Here is a 25,021-nt window from a genome sequence, read left to right as displayed (position 1 = left end):
CGACCACGCCGGCCACGCGGGTCAGCTCGCCGGTGAGGCGCGGAGCTCCGCGGCGAGCGCCGCGCCCAGGGCGAAGAAGGCCGGACGGGCGGGCTCCGGGCCGCCGCCGAGCCGGCGCTCGAGCCGCGCCGCATCCCAGCCGCAGGCATCGTAGGTCTCCAGCGCGTGCCGGTCGCGCCTGGACAGCCGGGCCCTCGCGCCGCGGAGCGCTGCGGTCATGGCCGGCAGCCCCGCGGAGAGCGCGAGGCCGGTCTCCCCCCAGTCGTCGAGCGACGATGGGCTCTCCAGCACATCGACGACGAGGCCCGTGAAGAACAGGCCGACGACGGCCTCGCAGAGGCGATCCAGCGCGCCGCGCACGGCGTCGTCGCCCATCGTCCAGAGCGCCGGGTCCGGGTTGAAGTAGCCCAGGAAAGCTTGCAGCATGAGCATCGGCGTCTCGGGCATCAGGAAGCGGCGCTCGCCCCGCTCGCGCGACCGCCTGCGGAGCACGCGCATCATCGAGATCATGATCTCGCCGACCGCGAACCCCTGCTGCGCCTGCTCGGCGAGATCGTCGCCCATGTCCACCTCGACGCGGATCCCGGGGGCGAGCCGGGCGACGAACGAGATCCCGAGCGGGTGCACGAACAGCGTCCTCGTGGCGAGCATCTCGACGTCACGGAGGACATCTTCGGGGAGGACCGCCGCATAGGCGACGAGCGCGCGCTGGACCGCGCCGGTGATGAGCGGGTCCTCGGGGACGTCGTCGACCAGGTCGCCCAAGCTCATGATCGACTCCGCATGATCGCGGAATAGCACAGCTGGACCTGGACGAGGAGCGGCGCCCGCTTCGCGCCGAACGCCCTCGCTGCCGCCGGCGGCGGCGCGACATCGGATCTGTCATTTATTTGCGGCGAGCGATCTGTCATTTATTTGTGACGAGAGATCTCGTCATTTATTGATCACGAAGAGGGAGGGAGGCCACGGCGCCCCGCGCCCCCCTCGAGCCGACAGCGCACCGCATCAAGCTCGCCCTCGAGCCGGAGCTCGATCTGCGGCGCGCCCGCCGTACGGGCGTCCCTGTGTGGTAGCTTCGGCGCATGACCAGCGCGGGCGCGACGCTGCCAGTCCCGGTCGCGACGCCGCGTCGAGCCGCGTTGCGCGCCCATCTCACCGAGTTCCTGCTCGTCGGGGGCGCGACGCTCGTGCTCTTCCCGCTCGCGTGGCTCGCCCGCAGGGCCGTCGGGCTCGACGCGGCGGAGCTCGCGATCGGCTTCCTGACGTTTCACGCCGCGTCCGTGATCAACGATCCTCACTTCGCGGTGACGTACCTGCTGTTCTACAAGGACGCGAGGCGCCGCGCGTTCGGCGGCGCCTTCGCCCCGGCGCAGCGAGCCCGCTACATCCTGGCCGGCCTCCTGGTCCCGGTCGCGCTGCTCGCGTGGGCGATCGGGGCGCTCTCGACCGGCTCCGCGCGGTCCATGGGCTTCATGATCCAGCTCATGTTCCTCCTGGTGGGCTGGCACTACGTGAAGCAGGGCTTCGGCGTCCTGACGGTGCTCTCGGCGCGGCGTGGGTTCCGGTTCGCCCCCCTGGAGCGCGGGGTGATCCTCGCGCACTGCTTCGCGGCCTGGGCGTACGCGTGGGCGAGCCCGGCGGATCCAGGCAGGGAGGTCGAGGAGAAAGGCGTGGTCTACACGTCGCTCGCGCACCCGCCGGCGCTCGAGCCCGTCACCGGGCTCGCGTTCGGGCTCAGCGCGCTCGCGCTGCTCTGGGTGCTCGCGCGCAGGTGGCGCATGGAGCGGCGCCTGCCGCCGCTCGCGCCGCTGGCCGGTTTCCTCATCACGATCTGGCTCTGGACGGTCTACTCGAGCCTCGACCGGCTCATGGTGTACCTGATCCCGGCGCTCCACTCCGTTCAGTATCTGTATTTCGTCTGGCTCATGAAGCGGAACGAGGCGCGCGACGCCGAGGGCCCGCCGCTGTTCGGGCGCCCGACTGGCCTGCGCCTCGGGCTCCTGGCGGCGACCGCCGTCGGCCTCGGGTGGGTCGTGTTCCGCGGGGCGCCCGCGCTCCTCGACGGGGCGCACGGCGCGCTGGTGCTGAGCTCGAGCGACGGCGAAGCGATGTCCGACCTGGGCCCGACACCGTACTTCGCAGCCGTCTTCGTGTTCGTGAACATCCACCACTATTTCATGGACAACGTGATCTGGCGCCGGGAGAACCCCGAGACAGCGTATCTGCTGCGACCGGACGACCGGGGCAGCGCGGCCGGCTGAGCGCGCAGGCCGGCGCGGCGGCGCCTCGACCCCTGCCTCGGCCGTGCGGAGATCGGAGCGCCGGCCGCCCCTCAAGGCCGCTTCACGCCCTCTTCTTCGCGACCGCCCCCGCCGCGCGCGCGGCGAGCCGGGCGGCGGCGGCCGCGGCGCCGAGCGCCGTCGCCGCGACCAGGGAGACCCGCAGCCACGCGGCGGCGGCCTTCTCTGGCCGGTAATCGGGCAGGTACGGGCGGGCGGCGCGCGGCAGCACCCAGGCCTCGCTCCCGGGGCCATCGCCGCCGATCGCGTGCACAGCGCGCGCGAGGCGGGTGCCGGGGTACGAGCGGCTCTGAAGCCAGGGGATGAACCGGAAGAAGGGGACGTGGCCAGGCGCCTGCCGCTCCATCCAGGCGAGCGCACGCCCGAGCTCGGCGGCCGCCGCGGGAGCGCCGCCGTCGCCTTCGAGTCGGTGCCATTCGCCATGGCCGGGCAGGAGCCACCCGAAGCGGAGGTGGCCAGCGCCCGCCAGCGCGACCAGGCGGCGCACGGAGCGAATCTGACGCTCCCAGTCGTTCCAGCAGTGGAGCCGGAACGCCACGATCTGGCCGACGCGGCGCGAGTAGGCCAGGTGGTCGCCGGTGAACAGGAAGCGGCCCCGGTACAGCAGGCACATCGAGCCCGCTGTGTGGCCGGGCTGCGAGAGCACGGCGAGCTCGGCGCCGGCGAGGTCGCCGTCGGCGAGCGGCGAGCCGTCGAGGGTCATCGGATCGAGGCGGTCGCTGAGCTGGATCTCCACCTCGGAGGTGGCCGGATTGCGCCCGGCGCCGCGCGGGTTCACGTCCGCAGCGCCGAGGACGCGGCGACACCCAGGGAAGCGGGCCGCGAACTCGGCGTGGTGCACGGTGTGGTCACGGTGGGTGAGGAAGATCCACCGCACGCCGCCGCGCTCTTCGAGGAAACGGAAGACGGCCTCGGTCGGGCTCGGCAGGTCGACGAGCACGCCCCCGCCGGGGCGCTCGATGAAGTAGGCCGTCGCGCCCGCGTTCTCGCGCGCGGGGTGGCCGAGGGCCCAGACGTCCTCTTCGATGCGGCGCGGCCAGGCGCGGAACGGGGCGCCGAGCGCGCCGGGCCGCGCGCGGGACAGCGGCGACGATCGGAGGCGCAAGGCGTGGACGGGACAGGCGGCGACCGCCGAGCGCGCCGCCTCGAGATCGGCCCGGCTCCGCGGCTGGCGCAGGATGCCGGTGAAGGCCCCTTCATCATAGGTGCCCGCGAGCACGGCGGGGCCGCGGCGCCGGACGTCGCCGTCCATGGCCTCCCAGTGCGCGGGCGCGACCTCGCCCAGGAGCTCTGGAGCGAAGTTCCTGCAAACGCCTGCGCCACAGCAGGCGCGCGTGACGTGAAGTCGTCCCCAGTCGCCCTCCTCGATATCGTCGCTCTGCGCGTTGTCCATAGGCGAGCAGACTACCACGCTGTTCGCGATCTAGCATGTACGCCGATCGCCTCGAGCGGCCGGGCGCGCCGAGCAGTACAACTACCATGACATCATCACCACGCCACCCGATCGTCCACGCCGTACACCATCGTCCTCAGCATCGATGACATCCGCAGCGAGGCGGAGATCGTCATGCAGGCGACTGAATGCACGCATTGTCTCGGGTGAAGAAAGGAGATGAGGACATGGCGAGCAGAAAGTTCTACCTTTACGTCGGCGTCCTCGCCGAGGCCGCGCGCTCGAGCGCGATCCACGACCATGATCCATGAAAGAAAATGAACCGGTTAATACTCTACCGGGGAGGTGGTCCATTTTGCCGGAGAAGCTCACAGGGAGACGGGGAGACGGGGAGACAAAGAGATTTACTAAGTTTCTTCTCCCCGCCTCCCCGTCTCCCTGTTCAAATTCGAACAGTAACACGCCATGCGCCCGCAGCGCCTCGAAGGGCGCGCCGCTGGCGCGATGCCGCGACGCGCCGCGGCATCGCGCCAGCGGCGCGCGCGACGAAACCGGCGCGAGACCGGCACCGGCGACGTGCCCAGCACGCGGCTGTTGACACTGAACCGATTAACCCGTTCTATTTCGCCGCGTCACTGCCACAGCTCGCAGGGAAGAACCCATGAATCTCATCCAGCTCAGCCCACGCTTCTATGCCGCATTCCTCCTGTGCTTGACGGCCGCTTGCGGGTCGTCGAGCGACGACACGCCGCCGGAAGGCTCGGGGGGCGGGTCGTCGAGCACGTCGGGAACTACATCGTCGAGCGCCTCCGGAGGCGGGTCGTCGAGCGCGTCCGGAGACACGGCGTCGAGCACCTCGACAGGCACGCCGGACGACACACCGGAGTTCCCGGACACGCCAAGGGGCGACCTCCTCGAGGACCTCTGGACGTCGTCTCGAGCGGGCAAGTTCCGGTTCGGTTACGAGAACGCGATCACGTGGGGGCTCTACGACCCGGGCACCAAGCAGCTCGTGTCGACCAACGACTGGTTCTCGAGCATGGCGGGCGCCGCCAGCCGCGGCGAGCGTGAGTGGTCGTCGGACGCCGGCGCCACCGTGGGAGAGAACCCCGGGTTGCTCGGCGTCTCCCTCGACGCGATGGTCTTCGATCCGGTCCCCTGGAATCGCCGCGACGTCACCGCGGACGCCGCGGCGTACATGCTGGAGCAGCCGGGCGGGATGGTGGCCTTCGACTGGCACACGCCCCCATGCAACTACGACATCAGCACCTCGGACTTCGCGGACGCCATCGAGACGCCGCTCGCCACCCTCACGGTCGACGGACAGAGCGTCCCGATTCACGCCCAGGGCGGAGGCACCCCGTTCTACGCCGAGACGTACTATTCGCGCTCCCTCGGCTCCAGCGCGGACATCCCGGAGAACCTGAAGTGCATCTGCAAGATCGCCAACGACGTGCCGATCGAGCAGGGGACCCACGCCGGCATCTCGGCGCGCGGCTGGCTCGTGGCCCACGCGAAGTACGTGGCCCAGTTCTTCCGCGAGCACGGGCTCGACGGCAAGCCGATCGTCCTCCGTCCGTTCCACGAGCACACCGGCGGATGGTTCTGGTGGGGTCAGCCCTACTGGAACTGCCAGGCCCTGCTGGACGACGATCAGGCCGTCACCGGCCCCGCCGCCTACAGCGCCGCGTACCGCACGTTCGCCGAGGCCGTCCGGAGCGAGCCGGGGATGGAGAACGTGATCTTCGCGTACTCGACGGACAAGGTGCGAAAGCTGAGCGACAGCTCGGTGACGCCCGCCGAGGCGAAGGTCAGGGATCCAGAGAGCCTCTCTCGCGACATGCTCCGGGCCCGCCTCGTCGAGGAGCTCACCGAGCTGGGCGCGGCCTACGAGAGCCCGCCCCAGGAGGCCATCGCGGCGCTCGAGACCGACGGTCAGCCGCCGTCCGCGCTGCTGGAGGAGTACTACCTCGAGGCGTACCCTGGCGACGACCTCATCGACATCCTCGGCATCGATCTCTATTACCCGTACGAGCGCGCGGCGTCCCCGGCAGATCTCGAGGACATGAAGGCGATGGCGAGCGCCGTCGCGGCGATCGGCGCGGCCAAGGGCAAGCCTCACGCGCTCACCGAGACGGGCACCTACCGGCTGCACCTCCTCCACCGGGTCAGCAAGCTCGCCGCGGGCGCGTCGCTCACGCTCTACCCGGCAGACCACGTGAGCAAGTGGCACGACACCCTGTTCGATGAGAGCCTGCGGACGGAGTTCCTTGCCAACTACGGCCTCGGCTCGACGGGCGCCGTCGCGCTCTCTTCCGCCGAGGTAACGAGCCTGTTTCCGGACGCGGGGCAGGGCGCGCTCACCGAGGACTGGTACAACACCCACCTCCTCGATCTCGCCAAGAGCGCCGGCGTCGCTTACGCGCTGACGTGGCAGACCTACTACGACGGCAGCGACTTCGACGACAAGGCCGTCTACTACTATGTTCCCTTCCCGGGCCACCCGGAGGCGGACAACTTCCGTCGCTTCGCAAACGATCCGGCGGTCTGCTTCGGCGCGACAGCCTGCCAGTAGCCCGGCGGGGGGCGAGGAGCGGACATCCGCTCTAGACGTGAAGGAACCGCCGAGCCCCGGGCCTCGCGGTCAGGTGTCGAGGTTCAGGCGGTCCCAGGCGGCCCAGAGCCGCCGGAGCGAGGGAGCTCCGGCGGCTCTTTCACTGTCCTTGTCGCCGCGGCGAGGGCTCCCTCCCCGGCGCGCTCTGGCCTCGACGACGGCGCTGGAGTAAGGGGAGATCGTTCAGGAGGCACCATGGGCATCTCCATCGCGTACTCGGGCAAGCTCCGCGACCCGATCGTCGTCCCCGAGCTCGTCGCGGATCTCGCCGCCAAGGCCGCGGCCGCCGGCTGGCCCAGCAAGACCATGAAGGAGCTCATCGCCGATCGGCGCGTGACCTGCTCGGGTCTCGAGGGCATCACGCTCTATCCCCACCGCGAATGCGAGCCTCTCCACTTTCACTTCGACGGTGAAGGCACCTTCATCAACCACACGTACCACGCGCTGCTCAGCGACTCGAAGATGGCGGACATGATGCGTCAGGCGCTGGCGGAGTCCGCGGCCATCACGCGCAACCTCACCCGCGCAGCGCAGGAGAGGGCGGGGCGCGGCGGAGGGCCGCGCGTCAGCGTCAGCGTCCCCAGCCTGCCAGAGGCGCCGGGCGTCGAGTTCTTCAAGGAGGGGAGCCGCTACAACTGGACGAAGACGCAGTTCGCCGGCCCCAAGGTCCACGTCGCCGTGTGCGCCATCCTGCGGTACGTGAAGCAGCGCTATGCGCCCGAGCTCGACGTCAAGGACGACAGCGGGTACTTCGTCGACGGGGACTACGAGAAGCTCGAGGGCCAGCTCGCCTACGTCGAGCGCCTCACCTCGCTCGCCTCGCAGGCCATCGAGGCCGCCGCCGCCGCGAGCAAGGGCCCGATGACCCTCGACGCGTTCGTGGACCGGATCAACGAGGAGCTCGCCGAGGCGAAGGACAAGCTGCACTGACGAGCGCCGGCGCCGGTGCGCCGGCCGCTTCGACGCCCGCCAATGTGATCGATGATGACATCACCGGCGCCCGATGTGATCGTCGAGCACATCGGCCGCCCGGAGGTCCCATGTCCATCGCCCTGTCCGCCCCCGACTTCGACGCCGCCCTCGACGCCGCCTTCGCCGGCGCGGGGGGCGCCTCCGCGGACGCCGCTCGCGGAGCGCGCGCCTTCGATCACCCGCTCGACCTCGAGGCCGAGTATGGCTTCACGCCGCTCGCCGTCGAGGGGACGCTGCCCGAAGGCCTCGAGGGCACGCTGTTTCGGGTGGGCCCGGCCCGCGCGACCCTCTTCGGCGTCCGCGTGCCGCACTCCTTCGAGGCCGACGGAGGGGTGCTCGCGGTGCGGCTGTCGGGCGGCCGGGCGGAGGGCGCGCACCGCCTCGTGCGCAGCCGCGGCCTGGTGGAAGAGCTCGCGGCCGGGCGGCGCCTCTACGGCTCGACCCTGTCCTGGCCGAAGCGCGTGCTCCACGCGCTGCAAGGCAAGCGCAGGGGCAAGAACGTCGCGAACACGAGCCCCTTCCTCGCCGGCGGCCGGCTGTTCGCGCTCGTGGAGTCTGGCAGGCCGACGGAGCTCGATCCCGCGACGCTCGACACGCTCGGCGAGAGCGATCTCGGCGGCGCGCTGGGTCCCACCTTCTCGGCCCACCCGCACCGGGTTGCCGCCAGGAAGACGAGCTACAACTTCGGCGTCCGCTACGGGCGCAGGACCCAGATCGACCTCTACGCGGTCGACGACGACGGGCGCGCGCGCTCGCTCGGCGCGGTGCCGCTCCCGGCGCCGGTGATGCTCCACGACTTCTGCGCCACCCGCCGGCACCTCGTGTTCTTCGTCTCGCCCGCGATCATCCGGGTGGGGCGCGCGATGCTCCAGTGGGGAGGCTTCGAGTCCTGGGTGCGCTTCGAGCCCCGCCGGGGCACGGAGGTGATCGTCGTCGACATCGACGACGTCTCCCGCGTGCGCCGCTTCGGCGTCGACGCGTTCTTCCAGTGGCATTTCGCGAACGCCTACGACGACGGCGAGGACCTCGTCGTCGACCTCGTCCGTCACCGCACGCTCGCCACGCTCGGCGCGATCGGCAAGGACCCGGATCGGCCCGAGCTCGCCTCCGTCGACGGCGGCGTCCTCGTGCGCCACCGCGTGCGCGCGGGCCGCGAGCAGCTCCTCGTGGAGGACCTCGGCGGCGTCGTCGGCGAGTTCCCGCGCGTCGACCCCCGGGTCGAGGGGGATCGGCACGGCGCCGTCTTCCTCGCCACGAAGGGGCGGGCCGACGACCCGCACGGAAACGCCATTGCGCGCGTCGACGTCGAAACGGGCGCGATCACCCTGGCGCGCGTCGCGCAGCACGAGCGCCCGTCGGAGCCGGTCTTCGTGCCGCGCGCGCCCGGCGCTCCCGAGGGCGACGGCCACGTGCTCGCCCTGGTCACCGACGCGAAGGCCGGGAAGAGCGCCATCCACGTCTGGGACGCTGCGCACCTGGACGATGGGCCAGCGGCGCGGGTCCACCTGCTCCACGCCTCGCCCCAGACCTTCCATGGGGCGTTCCTGCCCCGCGCGGATTGACAGCCGCTGCTTCCGCCCCGGCTGGCGGAAACCACGAGGAAAAACAGGAATTCACAGGGAGCAGCCGTGTTCCTTGTCAAGAGGTGGCTGCGGTGAAAGCCCAGGGTCGGCCCGCCTTCACCATCGCGTTGAGGATGGTCAGGAGCTTGCGCATGCACGCGGTCAAGGCGAGCTTGGCGGGCTTCCCAGCCGCGACCAGTCGCTCGTAGAGCGACTGGAGGACCGGGTTGCAGCGCAGGCCCGAGACGCACGCCATGTAGAGCATGGAGCGCACGGGGGTGCGCCCGCCGCGGATGGAACGGCGGCGCTCCTTGCCACCGCTTTCGTCGTTGAACGGAGCAAGGCCGGCGAGCGAGGCGATCGTCTTGCGGTCGAGCGTGCCGAGTTCGGGAAGCTCGACCAGCAGCGTTCGCGCCGTGCCCGGGCCGACGCCGGGGACGGTGCGGAGCAGCTGGTCCTTGGCGCGCCAGGTGTCGCTGCGCTCGATGTGGCCTCGCAGGTCATCGTCGATATCCGCGATCTCCTTGGTCAGCCAGTCGATATGGCCGTCGAGGCTATCGAGCACGCGCTGAGTACGTCGTGGTCCGAGCAGCGTGGAGCGTCGATTTTTCTCGGCGACGAGCTCTTGCATGAGCTGCCGACGGCGCGCCAAGAGCTGCTCGAGGGCGAGCGTCGTCTCGTCGGGCATCTCGGTCCGCGATGGCTGCATGGCCGCCGCAAAGTGGGCGATGCACCTGGCGTCGAGCTTGTCCGTCTTGGCCAGCCGCCCGCTCGCTTTGGCGAAGTCGCGGACGTTGCGCGGATTGACCACGGCCACGGGGAGCCGCGCGACGCTGAGCGCGGCGAGCACGGTCATTTCGAAGCCGCCGGTGGCCTCGAGGACGATGAGCTCCGGTCCGATCGACGCCAGCTCCTTCGCAAGCGCCTGGAGACCGTCGTCGTCGTGAGAGCACCGCCACACGCGCTTGGCCTCGTGCAGCGCGATATCGAGGTGCTCCTTCGAAACATCGATGCCTACGTACTCTGCCATAACCTTGGGGCTTTCTTCCGGACGACGACGAAACGATCTCCCCGGCGCGCCCACCCTTGCAACAATGCGAGCTCTGGCTCAGGCAGCCGTTCGGGCTCTGCGAGGAGACCTACACCGCGGCGACCTCAGCTCCCTGACGGTCTTCGAGACCAGGGCGGGGTCGATCTGCCGCGGGGCAGCTCTTTTAACTCTTCGGCGCCCACCGGACGAGCTTTCCCCCGAGCTCCCCCAAGTTGCCGGTCTCCCCCCGGGCCCCCCTCGTCAGCGACGACGACGACGTAGACCAGGCGCTCCCGAGGTTCATACAAGGCGGGGAGGCGGGGAGCGAGAGACAGGAAGAGGGAGAAATTCATTTCTTCTTCCTCCCCGCCTCCTCGCCTCCCTGTGAAAATTCTCCGGGTTTCGACGTAATCGGTGTTCTAGAAGATCGGGAGCCCGCTCATGGTCGAGCTGGGCACCGAGCGCCGCGAGTCCCAGTGCTCGACGATGTCGCCGCCCTCGACGCGGAACAGATCGTAGAAGCCATAGGCGGCGTTGTTGCGCTTCCCTTCCGACAGGGTGAAGACGAAGTTCCCGTCGGCGATGACGTGGTGCACCTTGACGTAGCTGATGCCCTCGTCCTTCACGTACTCGACGAGCGCGGCGGGGCCGCTCGCGTCGGTGTCGCGGTGCTCGACGTAGCTCCCCCCGAGGAACTCCGATGCTCGCGCGTGCGCCCCTCCGATGAGCACGGCGTCGATGAAGCTCAGCACGTGCGCGCGGTTCTGCCCCGTGAGCGCCTCGTCCTCGACCGCCGTCGGGCCGTCCGTAGCCGAGGCCTGGTTCGAGTCGGAGTCCCAGTGCTCCATGATCCTGTCGTCTTTCACGCGGAACATGTCGAAGATCACGCCGGTCTGTGAATAGCGGCCCTGCACGACCACGAGATCACACTCGCCGAACGTGCGCAGGCGCTGGTAGCTGAACGACCCCGACGTGACGATTCCCCGCATCAGGTTCTTGAGCGTGGCGACGCCGCTCGTCGCGATCGGGTTGTGCTGGAGGTAGGGATCGGCCCAATAGCGATCGATCGCCGAGACGTCCTTCTGGACGAACAGCGCGTCGATGGCCTGCGCGACGAGGGCCTTGTTCGCGCGCGACTCCTCCGGATCACAGCGGCTCCCAACGTCGCCGCCCCCGACGCCAGCGCCGCTCCCCCCGACGCCGGCGCCGCCCTGCGCGTCGCCCCCCGAGCCCTGCGCGCTCCCGCCCGAGCCCTGCGCATCACCACCCGAGCCCTGCGGCTCCCCGCCGCTCCCCGTGGAAGCGGGAGAACCAGCCGAGGACGTCGAGCCCGAGGACGTCGAACCCGCGGACGACGCGTCGCCCCCCGCGCCGCTGCTGCCCGCCGACGCTGCTGTCGTGTTGCCGCCGGTGGTGCCGCCTTGATCGTCAGGCGTATCGCCCGATTCGTCGGAGCACGCCACGAAGAGGCAGACGGCCGCCAGCCCGATCCAAGGAGCGATGTTCATCCACGCTCCCTATCGCGCCGCGCACCCGGAGGCAATCCGCGGCGCATGGGCCGCGGAGCGTTTCAAACATGCTGAAGTTCTGAAGGAGCTTTTCGAATGGCGAGCTCAGCGTCTGCGCCGAGGGGTGGAGCACCCCCCACGCTCGAACGCTCACCCTCGCGTCGCTCGCTCTTTGGCGATCTCGTCTCGGCCGCCCTTCTCGACGAGCGCCGGGAACATCCTGCCGAGGCGCCAGAGCAAGCGTGCGCGCGAGGGGAGCACGATGACGGGCACGTCGGCGGCGGCCGCATCGAGCGCCTCGCGCGCGAGCGCGTCGGCCGGGTAAGGCGGGCCGGCAAAGGCCTCGAGCAGGCGTCGCGCGTTCGGAACCCACGGGACCGCCGGCAGATCGGGGGGGTTCTCGGAGTCCAGGATCGGGGTCTCGACCGCGGCCGGGCAGAGCACGCTGACGTGGACGCCGTAGGCCGCCGCCTCGATTCGCAGGCTCGTGCTGAGACCGACGACGGCGTGCTTGGTCATCGCGTACGGCGTGAAGAGCGGCGCTGGGCCCAGGCCGGCGAGCGATGCCACGTTGAGGATATGGCCGCTCTTCTGGCGCACCATGATCGGGTAGCCCGCCACGATGCCGTGCAGCACGCCGCGCACGTTGACGTCGAGGACGCGGTTCCAGTGCGGGAGCGGGATCTCGTGCGCCTCGCCGGCGACGCCGATCCCCGCATTGTTGATGAGCAAGTCGAGGCGCCCGCCGCGGGCTGCCGTGTCCTCGATGGCCTCACGCATGCCCGCCTCGTCGCGCACGTCGAGAGTGCGCGACGAAGCACCGTTGCCGGCCTCGGCCGCCACCTTCGCAGCGGCGTCGCCGTTCACGTCCGTCACCGTCACGCGCGCGCCGCGCCGCGCGAGCTCCAGGCTGAGCGCTCGACCGATCCCCGAGCCGCCGCCCGTGATGAAGGTGACTGCATCCTTCCACGCTTTTTTCATGGGCTCTCCGAGCAGGACAGGCCATACGATAAAATCGCTCGTGTCAAGCTCCTGCGCGGTGCGCTGCGCGCACGCTGTCCTCGCGCTTCGCACTGCGGCGCGTGCGCGCAGCGCACCGCGGTGGCCTTACGATCGCGCACCACGAGCCGCCCTGGCTTCTGATCGAGTGGCTCGGCGGAGAACGTCGGCCAACGAAGTTCGCCCTCACGACGCTACCCGCCCGGATGTCCCGGCGAGAGATCGTGCGCATCCACAAGGATGCGATACCGTACCGAGAAGGTCTACGAGGAGTTAAAGGGCGAGCTCGGCCTGGATCACTTAGAAAACCGGCGCTTGCCCGGCTGGCACCATCATGTCACCGTCGCGCTCTGCTGCTACGCGTTTGTTGTCGCCAAACGCGCGCGGCATTCTTCCCCCTCGTCCGAACGGACGCGTGTCCTCGCACCGTTCCCGCTCGCGGCCTGAGCGCCATTTCAGCCACTCCTTTGCCACCTATCGTCTGGCCGCCGCCCACATGATGACCCGCTGGCTGCCTCGGTGCCCCAGTTACCACCGTCGACACGCCGAGATCCCCAGGCTCCAGGCCATCCGGCTGCAACACAGTGTGTGTTAACCAGACTCCCGCACTAACCGAAGAAACGCCTCCCCGTCCTCCTTCTTGGCACCCGCAGATTGGGCAACATGCTTCGCGAGCGCATCCCACAACCTTCGGGTCTCCATCTTCACCGTGGAAGCAAGCAGATCACCTGACGCCATTGGAACCTTAGTACTATTCCAAACAGGATTTTTCAGGAGCTTCATATCCGTCCAAGTACTATGACCATACTCACAAATCCCAGCAAAGAGATGAACATCTGACCGCGAAAGCACGGGCACAACGATTAGCTTGAACAGGTGAAGATTCGGAAGCAACGCCACGGCCTTCAGCTCTAACCGTGCAAACGGAAGCACAACCGTATGCTCATAACTCTCGACATCTTTTGATTCAAATTTCCGCGGGACCACACCTGCGATCTGGTCCAGCATTGTCTGGGCTTCGCTTACAAGCTTGAACTTAGCTTTTGCGAGCACATCCGCCCCATAGTCGAGAATCCATTCACCCACCTTGGCCGCACCGGGGTGGGTACCTCTACCGCTGCATGAAACACATTCAGTCGAATACAACTCGAGGAGTGGTCCCGGCACGGGTGCGTTCGAAAGGCCATCGCGCAGCGCTTCCAGTCGTTCGTGCGCCACCTCAGGTGTTACGAACCGCGCAGCATCCCGCCTAAGCGCGGAAACTACCAGTTGCACTGGCCCGGGCTCGGACGCAATAGGCTGCCTGTCTGAAGGCTCTAGCGCACCGGCCAGTAAGCGCTTCAGTTGCTCAGTGAGCGTGCAGAACACCTCCGTCTGGTCGGCTTGTATGACAAAAAATGGACGTTGATGTGGATCACCTTCGAACGCATCGGCCGCAGCGCTGACCAGGTCCTTGTAACGAATCGTCCCAAGGCTGTGAGAAGCGATCGAGTCAAGCAAGACCCTCGTAAAATAACTATACTTGTCATCAGCGTAGGACGACTGATCGCGATAGGACGAAAAGAGAAAATAACACTTTGAAAACCGTCGCTGTGTTTCATCAATATGTTTTTCCAATTGTGTCGGCTCCAACGGAGCCTTCACGTAAGGCACGCCAGAATTGCAGGCATCGACGATCTTGACGGTCAGATCGGGCGACAAGGCGCGCAGCATGTCGTCCAACTCGCTATTTTCCAGGCAAGTCTCGCGTGGCCGAAGTTCATCATAGTTCCTAAGAACGTAGAAAAATTCACCGTCCCTATAGAGACCGTGCCCTGAAAAGTAGAAGATGACTTCCTGCGCGCGCGACGCCTGATGCTTCTGCACAAAAGATGACAACTGTTGCTTCGTCTGAGCGGCAGTCTCGACATCAACGAGGCAAAGCACCTCGTCACACAGATTCCCCTGCTCCAGGAATCGCGCGACCGTGCGCGCGTCGTTCGCCGCAGCGGGAAGTTCGCTACCAGGTGATGCATATGCACCGCACCCGATGACAATACCTAAACGCCGCATTTTTCCTCCAATGTTTTGGCTCGATCTCGGGCAGCCTGCGAGCACCGAAGGCGCTCGCCACCTTGAGCCGATTGTTGAGCACACTGCATCAAGAGCCCAATGTAGACACACCGTCAATCACGTTGCAGAACGGGATGACGATAAGGCACGCGACAAATTCGTGGTCGACCAACGTGGCCCCGCTTATGCTGCCGCCGACAACGAGGACAGCGGATGATCTCGTCATAACAGCGCCAATACAAATTTTTCACAATTACCCACTTCGACAGCCCAGACTTGAAATAGCAGTACACTTTTCGATCGAAGCCGACACAAGCATTGCGCTCACATCGACACTGACCCTCTGCGACAACCTCTTGAGGGAGGACGACCGAGCCGTCATCCAACGGAATGGGAAGCTGATTTCGCGGGCGCCTCAAGATGTCGTTGCGTTCAAGCAACGTGGGAACATCGTGCGGCTTACACCCTTTCAGCAAGCATCGGCGAACTCCTTCGTGGTACGCATCGACAACTTTCCAATTTCGGGCGATGGCATCATAAAAACCACGAGAAAATTCTATGGCCGACCGATCACTCAGGGGCCCTTCCGAGGCAATCGTATACGGCACGTTAAATGCTGCCAACATCCCACACCGCAACGAGTAACAGCTATTAAGGACAACGCACTCAATTGGTGGCGAATAGTCGCCCAGCAGCTTTGCGAGGGCAGCCGGTGGCGGCACAAAGAAATTACCGTGTTCGTCCTCCAGATAGAAGCCATGTTCTGTACCATGTCCGGAGAGATGCACGATCAAGTACCGCTCGCTAAGCAAAGCTCTTGACAGGTCGTCGACCGTGGCAGCCGTCCGGACATCAACGCGCAAGCGCCCGTTCGGGGCACACTGCTCTATGCATTGCTGAATGACGCGCTGCTCCTCTCCTACACGAAGCGAATCTGTATCTTTAGGATTCGCAAAAACAGCAAGAACTTTCCTTGTGCCTACTCTTTTGCCTTGAGACGCCATGATCTTATGTGGTTTGCATGGGCTTGTCGAACGACTCAACCGCAAGACAATCATCGGAGGCCAAGACGATTTGGCTCACGTCCGCGGTCGAAGTGCCCGGCGGCAACTTGGTCGATCGCAGTTCATGCACCCTTTCGCGACGACCAGCGATCCGCAAAGACAATTTTTTAACCAACAGTGCCCGTGGCAGTGTGACCACCCGAAGCGCCGGAATAGTGAACGCGTGCTCCGTCGTCGAGACTTCACCTGGCCACTCTGCCACCACATCAATACACGCGCCGAGCGGAGCGAAGCATTGCGCGCAAGCGTCGTCCCATATAAGTGAGTACATTGGAACCTCGGGATCGTATACGGCTGGGACGCCGCCAACGGCGTAATACGATGCTCGCAGGCTGATGTCCTCGGGTTTCAGATGATAATGCTTGGCAATGAAACTGTGAACACCCCCTCGCATTGACCGCACGTATGATGGCTGTTCATCGGCGTATCGAGTCAACCGGTCGGCGAGCTCCCAGCCGATAGAAAGGATATCACGGGCATAGTCTCTCATTCGAGCGCGCGTGACCTTGAGCGTTTCAACACGCTCTCTAGATCTCGGGTTTTCCCAGTCGACACCGGGATTATCTAAAAGCCAGAAAAACGAGACCGCATGTTCCGTCGAACGCGCGACAAACAGTCTGTTTCGCTCGAAGAAGAGCATCACAAGTCTGTGAATCTCCTCGTCGTCAAAAACGGAAAGAAGCTTCTCAAGCGACAGGGAAAGCGGAGATATTTCCCAGCCGCTCGGAGTGAACGGAAGATCACTGATCGATCTGGGGTGCTCCTCGGCGAGAAGTGACTTCAGGACTGCATGAGCGGATGTTAGGGTGCTTAAGACGTCTACGAGGGCATCTCTTGAAAGGTCAGCTGCATCAAGACGCCGCACGATAGCACGCTCGATTGTCTTAGTGATGGCGAGCGCAGCAAGCGTTCCAACGAAGCTGATGAGCACTGTGACGAGGTCCATATTGCGTACCGTGTCGGGAGCGCTAGCGCTTCGTAGAGCCAGGCGGCTTTGACGGTGTGCGGGGCTTCGTAGGCGGGGTCGGACGCGGCTCCTTCGGGCTATCAAATTGCCGAGTGGGAGGCCCCTTCCGTATGACCTCTTCGATGACCGGCTTCGAAGGCGTTGTGGTAGGGGGTATGGGTATTTTCTTCTTGGTCATTGAAATTGCCTCTTAACGGCACTGTAGGCGCAGGGCGAGATTCGAACGGAAAGCCCGTGCGCTTGGCGCACGGATGCCAAGCCGAATCTTGTGGATCCTGTTGAGGTGGATGTCGCCAGGGCCAGAGAATATGGCTTGATGTTGCGTGAGGATGTCACTGCTAGTGCATGCCCAACGAGTAGGCGACTGGTCAACTGAAACCGGTGAATTGAGATGTGTCCATTGGGGCGCCTTTGGTGACCTGCCGCACCGAGGGTCACACGGATCGGCGCTGCGCCGCAAGTACCAAGCGCTATCCAGCGCCGTCGGACAGATCCGTGTCGCACCGGCGGTGGTTGAGATTCGACCTTTCGGGCCTCCGCCGCCGCGAACGAAGATCCCGCGGCGCTCAGCATCGGCGACCTCAACGGGGACCGACGCCCTTCGTGAATGGGAGACGCGCTCCCCTTGCGCCGCCGCAGCTTCAGGGCTCGCCGGCGAGCTTCTTCACCGCGGCGAGCAACAGGTCCGGCTTGAACGGCTTGATGATCCAGCCCTTCGCGCCGGCCTTCCGGGCCTTCTCGATGAGCTCCGGCTGCCCCTCGGTGGTGAGCATCAGGATCGGGACGCCCGACGCGAGCCCCTTGTCCCGCAAGCTCTGGATCATCTCGATCCCGTTCATCACGGGCATGTTCACGTCCGCGATGATCATCGCCAGATCATCCTTGTGGGCGGCGACCGTGGCGACCGCATCTCGGCCGTTGTCCGCTTCCAGCGTGCCATAACCCGCCCCCGACAGGAGAATGCCGACCTGCTGGCGGACCGTACTCGAATCCTCGACGAGAAGAATTTTCTTGGCCATGTGACGTGTCTCCTCTTGCGTGTACGGCCATCCGGCTCAGAACAGCAGCACTTCGCCCTCGGGCTGCGGATCGGGCATGTTCACTTCCTCGAGCTCCAGCGCGTCGTCGGGGGCCAGCGCGTCGAAGAGCACGACGAGCCGGTCGGGCCCCGCGGCGAACAGGAGCCGCCGGAAGCCCTCGCTCTGCTCCTCCCTCGCGCGCAGGTGCTCGCCGATCGCGGCGCTCGGCGTCGACAGCACGATGACCAGCCCGAGGTGGCGCAGGCGGTTCTTCACCCGCCCGAGCAGCTGGTTGGCGAGCTCGCTCGCCCAGTCGCACACCATGTCTTCGTCGATCTCGCGCCGCTCTCGCAGCGGGTGGCTGCGCGTGATGAGCGCCAGGGGGGCGACGATGGTCAGGCTCCCCCGAAGGTGGTCGCCCGTGAAGCCGATGAAGGAGACCACCGCGTTGCCCGGCGTCGCCTCCGACGCCGCGTCGTCCAGCCGCCCGAGATCGACGCCGTTGTCGCGAAACAGGTGGACGCACGACGAAGCGAGCTCCTCGTGGATGCGGTCCCAGCTCTCCGAGTTCATTCCCCTCTCCTCGATATCTCGCTCTGCATTGTCGATGTGCTCACCGTGTCACGCGCTCCCCGACGCCATGCCCGGGCTCGATCCGCCCCGCGAAGGGGGAGGTACCAGCGAGCCCCGCCCGCTCGGAGGCGGCAGCGAGGCAGTCGTGAGCGACACCCCCGTGGCGTCGCTCGAATCCCGGGGGAACCGGAAGCGGAAGGTCGTGCCCTGGCCGCGCTCGGTGTCGAGCTCTATCCGACCTGCGAGCCGCCGGCACTCGTGGAGCGCCACGCCGAGACCGACGCCGCGGCCGGAGACGTCCGTGACCTGCTCGGCCGTGCTGAAGCCGGGCGCGAACAGCGCGGCCTCGAGATCGCGCCGCGTCGCGCCCGAGAGCCCGACGGCCACGGCCTTCTCGCGCACGCGCTCCCAGTCGATGCCCGCGCCGTCGTCGCCGACCTCGATGACGATCTCGTCCGCCGTCATCCGCGAGCGGAGCGTGAGCGTGCCCCTCGACGGCTTGCCCGCCGCCTCGCGCGCCTCCGGCCGCTCGATCCCGTGATCCATCACGTTGCGCACGACGTGGCCCAGCGCCTGCCACATCCCGGCGAACCGCGACGCGGGCAGCCGGACGCCCCCGGCGTCGATGCGCACCTCGGGCTTCGGTTTGCCGAGCTTCCGGGCCAGCGTCTCGGCCTGGTCCTTCATCCGGCTGAACCGCACCTCGGTCCGCTCGTCGCGGAGGGCCGCGATGGCCCGCTCGATCTCGGCGGGGTCGCGGCGCTGGCGCACCATGGCGAGCAGGGCATCGACCTCTTCATGGCCGACGTCGGCGCGCGAGGACTGCGCCGTCGACGCGAGCAGGACGCTCACGCGCCCCACGAACGCGAGCCACACGTCCCTCAGCGCGTCGATCTGCTCGTCGGACGGCAGCGCGCGCTCCTCGACGACGAAGCTCTCGATCTCGTGCGCCACCCTCGCCACGCTCGTCACGTCCCAGAGCCCGGCGTTCCCCTTGATCGTGTGCACGAGGCGCATCACCTCGTCCACCTCGCCGCTGGACCGCGCGCTCACCGCGTCGACGAGCTTCGTCGTGTCGTTGACGAAGCCGACGAGGCCGAGCCGGTCCTTCACGGCCCGCTCGAACACCTGGATGTACTCGTGCTGCTGCTCGGCCTCGCGCACGGAGGCGATCGTGGACGTGACGTCCGTGATCACCATCAGCGCCCCGTTGAACTGGCCCTCTCCCGACAGGATCGGCTTGAAGCCGAGCGCGAGGTAGCGGCCCTCGCGGTGCAAGGTCTTCGGGAGCTGGTCGAGGACGACCTCGAGCGGGAGGAAGTCGTCGCAGGCCGCCTCCCACCCCATCCTGAGGAACGCGCTGGCCCGCGGATCGTGGCCGGCGATGCGATCGGCGAAGTGCTCGTCGCGCGCCGGCACGCCGAAGAGGCGCTCGAAGGCGGCGGAGTGCACGGGCTCCATCGTGCCGTCCCGGTGGATGGTCACGAGGGCCTGATCGACGTTGTCGAGGACGAGGCGCATCTCCCGGTTGCGCTTCTCGAGCTCCGAGGTCCGCTCGGCGACCGTGGCCTCGAGGTTCTGCCGGTGGCCCTCGAGGACCTCGTCGCGCGCCTGGATGCCCGCCAGCATCTCGTTGAAGGCGTCCGTGAGCGCCCCGAACTCGTCGTCGGCGGTCTTGCGGGCGCGCGTCGTGTAGTCGCGCGTCCGCCGGACGTGGGCAGCGGCCTCGCCGAGGACCTCGAGCGATCGGGAGATCCCCCGCACGAGGACCAGCGCCAGCGCGACCGACACGAGCAGCACGAACGCCGAGACCGCGACGCCGTCGCGCACCGTCCTCCGCGTGTCCGCGACCCTGGCCGCCGCGGCGCGCCTCATCCCGGAGATCGCCTCCTCCTCGATCGCGGCGAGCCCGTCGACGCGCCCCTGCTGCGCCTCGAACCACGCGTCGTGATCGATCGCCAGCGCCTCGTCGGTCGACGCGATGGCGGCGGCGCGCAGCTCGTCGGCGCGCCGCACGCGCGGGTTGGAGCGGGCGGCGTCGTAGAGCGCCCGCGCCGGCTCCGACGCGTTGGCGATGAACTCCTCGTGATAGAGCTGCTCCTCCGTCATCAGCGTCACGAGCGTCTTGAAGGCCCCCGGCTCGAACAGCGTGGACGCGAAGGCGTGCGCGAGCAGCGCGTGCTGGCGGCTGGCGCGCTCGGCGAACTCGTGGACGGCGACGATCGACTGGATGCTGCGCAGGAGCTCGCCTTCGTCGCTCAGCTCGGAGAGGCCGGCGTTGGCCCGGATGAGGCTCACGTTGATGCCGCCGAAGACCCTCAGCACGCTGTCGAGCGACACCGTCTTCGCGTCGGCCTGGGCCCGGAACGCGCCGAGCTCGCCGACCTTGGCGCGCCCCTCCGCGAGATCGCGGGCGAGCCGGCGCGGCAGCCCGGAGAGGTCGCGCGCGGCCAGGAACGCGTCGAGCTGGGCGAGGCTCTCGTCGGTCGCCACCCGCGCGTCCCGGAGCTGGCCGCCGGCGCTCAGGAGCTCCGCTGCGCGATTGAGCGGCGGCGCGGCGCGCCGCTCGCCCTCGACGTCGGTCATCTCCGGAGGACGGGCCTCCAGCCCCTCGACCAGCGCGGTCCACGCCCGCTCCTTCTGGAGGGCGTGCAGCGGCTGCGCCATGATCGAGGAGAGCTGCGCGAGGTCCTCGATCGAGCCTATCCCCGCCGCCCTCGCCGCCTGCTGCCGCGCGTCGCCGACGATCATCGCCGCCAGCAGCAGGGCCCCCGCGACGGGGACGCCGGCGAGCGACCACAGCTTCAGTCGAATCGAAGCGCTACGCAATGTCGGCATGCCCCCGTCCCCCCGGCGTGGCCCCCGCGGCGCGGCGCCCGCGCGCATCTCGTGTGCTTCATGACGAGGGGTCTCGCGCGAACGCCTGTCCCCCCGCGCGGCGCACTCAGCACGAGCACCTGGCGAGCTGCCCCCCGCGCGCGGCGCGGCTGACGCAAATGACAATCAACACGTGCACACGTGGAGTCATCATCAACGTTCGCCCGCGCACCATGTACGCTCCCCTGATTCACGTTCTTTCCTGTTGTGATGTCTCACCCAGCCGTGGTGCACCGGAGCGTAACGGAGCGCGTCGAGTTCACGCCCGTCCTCGTGGCCGTGCATGCTACGCGTGAAGTTCGCGAGTCCGCAAGAGCGCGTTCGACGTCGGCTGGAGCCGCGACGAAGGCTCTGCGAACGGGGAGAAATCAATGATGATGGGTCGGAGTTCACTGCGGCAAGCGCGGACAGGTCGCCTCGCGCGCGCTTCGAGCGCAGCCAGCGGAGCAGTGCTCTTCACGGCATCTCTCGCACATGCGCAGAGCCCTGGCGCCGGCGTCGCCCCGGCGCCCCCCCACGACCGGAGCGCCCCCCGCCGCGCCCCCCACGACCGGAGCGCCCCCCGCCGCGCCTGCCGCGACCGGAGCGGCCGCGGCGCCCCCCGCCACCGGCGCGGCCGCGGCGCCCCCGCCTCCATCGGCAGCGGCGGCGCCAACGGTGGCGCTGGCGGCGGCGCCACGGGCAGCGGCGGTGCCGGCGGCGGCAGCCCCTAGCGCGACAAACGGGTTGAAATCACGAGAAAAAGCAGGAATTTCACAGGGAGGCGGGGAGGCGCGGAGCGAGAGACGGCAAGAGGGAGAATTTCATTTTTTCTTCCTCCCCGCCTCCCCGCCTCCCTGTGAAAATTCTCCGGATTTCAACGTGATCGGTGTTCTAGACTGCGCGGCGCAGGCGCCGCGCAAGAGGGCTCAGAACAGGATCACCTTGCCATCGAGCGGAAGCGGGGACGAGTTCGAGAACACCAGCGAGCTCTCGTCGAAGTCGCCGCCCAGCGTGACGACGACCTCGCCCTTCAACGTCCGGAAGGCATAGCAGAACTGCTGTTTGCTGCCCCGGTACCGCCGCGCCACGTCGCTCGCGCGGCGCAGCTGCGGCAGCTCGGCGTGAAGCGCTATCTGGAACCGCGCGAGGCGGCTCTTCACCTTTCCCATGAGCTGATTGACGACCTCGCGCATCCAGTCGTCGACGCTGTCGAGCCCGGGCGGCAGCCCCGTCATCGCGCGAAACACGCCGGGGTGCGCCGACAGGGCCAGCAGGCCGGAGAAGCCGGGCGCGGAGAACTCGACCGTGCTCACGGGATCGCTGTGAACGAGCGCCTCGTCGCGGCTCTCCCCGATGTCCGCTGGCGCTATGGCGACGCCGTAAAAATGGAAGAGCTCCACGGTCGCGCCCTGAACGAGGACGTCGATGGTCCGCACCTTGCGCGACGAAGCAGACCTTGGAGCAGGCGACGGCTCGCTGGACGGGCCGGAGAGCCCGGGCCGGGAGGATGGCTGCCCGGATCGGGGCGGGGGGAACGAGTCGCGACGCTCGGCGCCGGGGCGGTCAGAGATGCTGTGCCCCGACCTCATGTCGGACTCACCCTCCGGTGTCGTGCTCCGCCGCCGCATGATAAACGCTCAACTTAGCTCATCTATCCCTCGAGGACCAATGCGGTCCTCGGACAGGACGCACGAGCACGCGAAGGCTTGTCTATCACGCCTGAGCACGCCTGACCACGCCTGACCACGCCCAGCCGCGCTTGACCCCGCACGTCAACGCTCGGCACGTAGGTTGGCACACACACGTGCCCCACTCACCGGACGCCGCGCTTTGCGCTGTGCAGGCGTGGCCGGCAGCGCGCGAAGCGGCGGGGTCCACGAGGAGATTGACATCAGCGAAAGTTCCAGGATTCCCTGATCGCCCGATGCTGAAGCGCAGAGATTTCCTTCGAGCCACGCTCGTCACCGCCGGCGCGCTGGTCGTCCCGGCCTGCGGCGACGATCCCGAGACGATCAACCCGCTCGGCGACGAGCGCGAGCTCGCGGACGGGTCCGAGTACTTCCCCCAGTCGGTCGCCTCCGGCGATCCGCGCCCCGGCAGCGTCGTCCTCTGGACCCGCGTGCAGGACGGCGCAGCGGATCTCGATCTCGAGGTCGAGGTCGCGACCGACGCCGGGTTCGCGCAGCGGGTGGCGCTCGACGCCGGACAGGCGAAGGTGAAGGCGCTCGCGAGGCACGATCACTGCGTGAAGGTGAAGGTCCGCGGCCTCGCGGCGGGCACGGTCTACTACTACCGCTTCATCTACGTGAAGGGCGGGACGAGCTACGTGTCCCGCGTGGGGCGCGCCAAGACCGCCCCGGCCGAGGAGGCGGACGTCAAGGTCCGCTTCGCCTACGTGTCGTGCCAGGATTACGTGGGCCGGTACTACAACACCTACCTGGCGCTCGCCCAGGAGGAGCTCGATTTCTTCGTCCACCTCGGCGATTACATCTACGAGACGGACGGCGACCCCAGCTTCCAGAGCACGGCCGGGCGCCGCGTCGTCTTCACCGACCTGGCCGGCAGCATCTCCCTCGGTGACGGCGACGGCGCCTACCACGCGGCGAGATCGCTCGATAACTACCGGGAGCTCTACAGGACGTACCGCTCCGACGCGAACCTCCAGAAGGTCCACGAGAGCTTCCCGATGATCGCCACGTGGGACGACCACGAGTTCTCGAACGACTGCTTCGGCGCCACGGCCACCTATTTCGACGGCCGGCAGGACGAGACCGACGCGGACCGGCGCAAGGCCGCGAACCAGGCCTGGTTCGAGTACCAGCCCGTCGATTACGGCGACGTCGAGCTCGACCCGGACGCCGCGCTCCCGGACGAATTCCACATCTACCGCGACTTCGTGTTCGGCCGGCACGTCCACCTGGTGATGACCGATCTGCGCAGCTACCGGCCGGATCACCTCATCCCGGAGGACGCTTTCCCCGGCAGGGTCGCGCTCGATCAGCCGAAGCTCGTGGCCGAGCTCGGGGAGGTCCCCGCGGCCGCCCTGCCCTACGTGGACGTGGAGACCTACGGCGACGGCATCTATGCGCCGGTCCTCCTCGGGGCCGCGGAGACCGTGGGCTACGACCCCGCCGAGGTGACGGGGAAGATCAGCGTCGCCTTCATCAACGAGATCGTCGCCGCCGCCAACGAGGGCCTGCCGGAGGACACGCAGATCCCGCTCATCGACGCCGCGGAAGCGGGCCTGGAGCGGGGCATCGCCTACGTGGATTTCGGCAAGATCAACGCGTACGGGATGATCGGCAGCCGCTACTTCACGGCCAAGGACACCTTCGATATCTACGCTGCCATCCGCTACAAGGAGACGCAGGGCGCGAGCGAGGCCATGATGGGCGCCGAGCAGGAGGCCTGGTTCCTCGACACCATGGAAGGCTCGAAGGCGACATGGAAGGTCTGGGGCAACGAGTTCTGCCTCGTCCAGCTCGCCGTCGATCTCAGCCCCTATTCCCTCCCCGCCCAGTTCAAGCGCAGCTTCTACACGACCACCGACGCCTGGGACGGCTTCCGCAACAAGCGGGACGAGCTGCTCGAGAGGCTCGTCGGGCTGGGGGGCGTCGTGGCGATCACCGGCGACGTCCACGCCTTCTACGCTGGCACGCCCGGACCGAGCGGCGATCCCACGAAGAAGATCGTCGAGCTCGTGGGCGGCGCCGTCTCCTCGGCGTCCTTCCGCGAGATCCTGACGAGCCAGGTCGCGAGCGATCCGACGCTGCGCGGGCTCCCGGGCGCCGCGGCGCTCGCCCTCAGCATCGACGCGCTGCTCACGTCGCCCGAGACGAAGATCAACCCGCACCTCGCCCACGCCAACAGCAACGCCCACGGCTATGTTGTGGTCGAGGCGAGCGGGCAAGAGCTCGTCGCCGACATGCGGAGCATCAAGGCCACCGAAGCGCAGACCGACTACTCGGGAAGGATTGGCGATCTGAAGATCACCAGCAAGCGCTTCCGCACCCTCCCCGGGGAGAGCGAGCTCTACGTGGACGACGGCGGCGCCTGGAAGCGCTGGGATCCCACCACACAGGCGTGGGTCTGACGCCCGTCAGCCCTCG

The 25,021-nt window shown here is 67.6% G+C and carries 18 protein-coding genes; 6 read left to right on the top strand and 12 right to left on the bottom strand.

The window, feature by feature from the left end; translation table 11 throughout:
- Positions 1-21 precede the first annotated feature (21 nt).
- Entirely contained in the window at positions 22-771 is a 750-nt protein-coding gene (locus tag WME97_RS04265; RefSeq protein ID WP_437549683.1) for a hypothetical protein, read from the bottom strand.
- Positions 772-1,082: 311 nt separating this feature from the next.
- Here WME97_RS04265 and WME97_RS04260 point away from each other — a divergent pair, with 311 nt between their 5' ends.
- Positions 1,083-2,261, top strand: a complete 1,179-nt coding sequence (locus WME97_RS04260; RefSeq protein ID WP_437549682.1) for a hypothetical protein — start codon at positions 1,083-1,085, stop codon at positions 2,259-2,261.
- Positions 2,262-2,343: 82 nt separating this feature from the next.
- On the opposite strand, the gene WME97_RS04255 is transcribed toward WME97_RS04260, so the two are convergent.
- Positions 2,344-3,693 (bottom strand): MBL fold metallo-hydrolase, encoded by a 1,350-nt coding sequence (locus tag WME97_RS04255; protein WP_437549681.1) that lies wholly within the window; start codon positions 3,691-3,693, stop codon positions 2,344-2,346.
- Positions 3,694-3,881: 188 nt separating this feature from the next.
- On the opposite strand from WME97_RS04255, the gene WME97_RS04250 reads away from it, so the two are divergent.
- The 4 genes from WME97_RS04250 (at position 3,882) to WME97_RS04235 (ending at position 8,841) form a co-directional block, all read left to right on the top strand.
- Positions 3,882-4,004, top strand: a complete 123-nt coding sequence (locus WME97_RS04250) for a hypothetical protein (protein ID WP_437549680.1) — start codon at positions 3,882-3,884, stop codon at positions 4,002-4,004.
- A gap of 350 nt (positions 4,005-4,354) precedes the next feature.
- The gene (locus WME97_RS04245) at positions 4,355-6,268 is read left to right on the top strand and encodes a glycosyl hydrolase (RefSeq protein WP_437549679.1); all 1,914 of its coding nucleotides are present in this window, start codon (positions 4,355-4,357) and stop codon (positions 6,266-6,268) included.
- Between the two features lie 234 nt (positions 6,269-6,502).
- Positions 6,503-7,237, top strand: a complete 735-nt coding sequence (locus WME97_RS04240; RefSeq protein WP_437549678.1) for a hypothetical protein — start codon at positions 6,503-6,505, stop codon at positions 7,235-7,237.
- A 110-nt stretch (positions 7,238-7,347) separates the two neighbouring features.
- Complete coding sequence (locus WME97_RS04235; RefSeq protein WP_437549677.1) at positions 7,348-8,841, top strand: carotenoid oxygenase family protein; 1,494 nt, start codon at positions 7,348-7,350, stop codon at positions 8,839-8,841.
- A gap of 76 nt (positions 8,842-8,917) precedes the next feature.
- On the opposite strand, the gene WME97_RS04230 is transcribed toward WME97_RS04235, so the two are convergent.
- From WME97_RS04230 to WME97_RS04185, 10 genes are all read right to left on the bottom strand, one after another.
- The gene (locus WME97_RS04230; RefSeq protein WP_437555300.1) at positions 8,918-9,871 is read right to left on the bottom strand and encodes an IS110 family transposase; all 954 of its coding nucleotides are present in this window, start codon (positions 9,869-9,871) and stop codon (positions 8,918-8,920) included.
- Positions 9,872-10,290: 419 nt separating this feature from the next.
- Positions 10,291-11,379, bottom strand: coding sequence for a nuclear transport factor 2 family protein (locus WME97_RS04225; RefSeq protein WP_437549676.1), 1,089 nt, complete (start codon positions 11,377-11,379; stop codon positions 10,291-10,293).
- A 150-nt stretch (positions 11,380-11,529) separates the two neighbouring features.
- Positions 11,530-12,360, bottom strand: coding sequence for an SDR family oxidoreductase (locus WME97_RS04220; protein ID WP_437549675.1), 831 nt, complete (start codon positions 12,358-12,360; stop codon positions 11,530-11,532).
- Positions 12,361-12,969: 609 nt separating this feature from the next.
- A complete protein-coding gene (locus WME97_RS04215; protein ID WP_437549674.1) occupies positions 12,970-14,430 on the bottom strand; it encodes a caspase family protein in 1,461 nt (486 codons plus the stop codon).
- A 113-nt stretch (positions 14,431-14,543) separates the two neighbouring features.
- Positions 14,544-15,434: a CHAT domain-containing protein gene (locus WME97_RS04210; protein ID WP_437549673.1), complete on the bottom strand. Its 891-nt coding sequence runs from the start codon at positions 15,432-15,434 to the stop codon at positions 14,544-14,546.
- A 4-nt stretch (positions 15,435-15,438) separates the two neighbouring features.
- Positions 15,439-16,440 carry a hypothetical protein gene (locus WME97_RS04205; protein WP_437549672.1) on the bottom strand — a complete coding sequence of 334 codons (1,002 nt, stop codon included), beginning with the start codon at positions 16,438-16,440 and terminating at the stop codon, positions 15,439-15,441.
- Between the two features lie 662 nt (positions 16,441-17,102).
- Positions 17,103-17,480 (bottom strand): response regulator, encoded by a 378-nt coding sequence (locus tag WME97_RS04200; protein ID WP_437549671.1) that lies wholly within the window; start codon positions 17,478-17,480, stop codon positions 17,103-17,105.
- 36 nt (positions 17,481-17,516) lie between these two features.
- Entirely contained in the window at positions 17,517-18,053 is a 537-nt protein-coding gene (locus WME97_RS04195; RefSeq protein ID WP_437549670.1) for a chemotaxis protein CheX, read from the bottom strand.
- 48 nt (positions 18,054-18,101) lie between these two features.
- Entirely contained in the window at positions 18,102-20,891 is a 2,790-nt protein-coding gene (locus WME97_RS04190) for a nitrate- and nitrite sensing domain-containing protein (protein ID WP_437549669.1), read from the bottom strand.
- Between the two features lie 947 nt (positions 20,892-21,838).
- The gene (locus tag WME97_RS04185; RefSeq protein WP_437549668.1) at positions 21,839-22,348 is read right to left on the bottom strand and encodes a chemotaxis protein CheX; all 510 of its coding nucleotides are present in this window, start codon (positions 22,346-22,348) and stop codon (positions 21,839-21,841) included.
- Positions 22,349-22,836: 488 nt separating this feature from the next.
- Between WME97_RS04185 and WME97_RS04180 the strand changes: the two genes are divergently transcribed.
- Positions 22,837-25,005 (top strand): alkaline phosphatase D family protein, encoded by a 2,169-nt coding sequence (locus WME97_RS04180; RefSeq protein ID WP_437549667.1) that lies wholly within the window; start codon positions 22,837-22,839, stop codon positions 25,003-25,005.
- Positions 25,006-25,021: the final 16 nt, after the last annotated feature.

Source organism: Sorangium sp. So ce367 (genome assembly GCF_051520455.1).
GTDB lineage: Bacteria > Myxococcota_A > Polyangia > Polyangiales > Polyangiaceae > Sorangium > Sorangium cellulosum_B.
The sequence above is the reverse complement of the archived record's forward strand: the minus strand, read 5'-3'. Positions and strand labels throughout refer to the sequence as shown.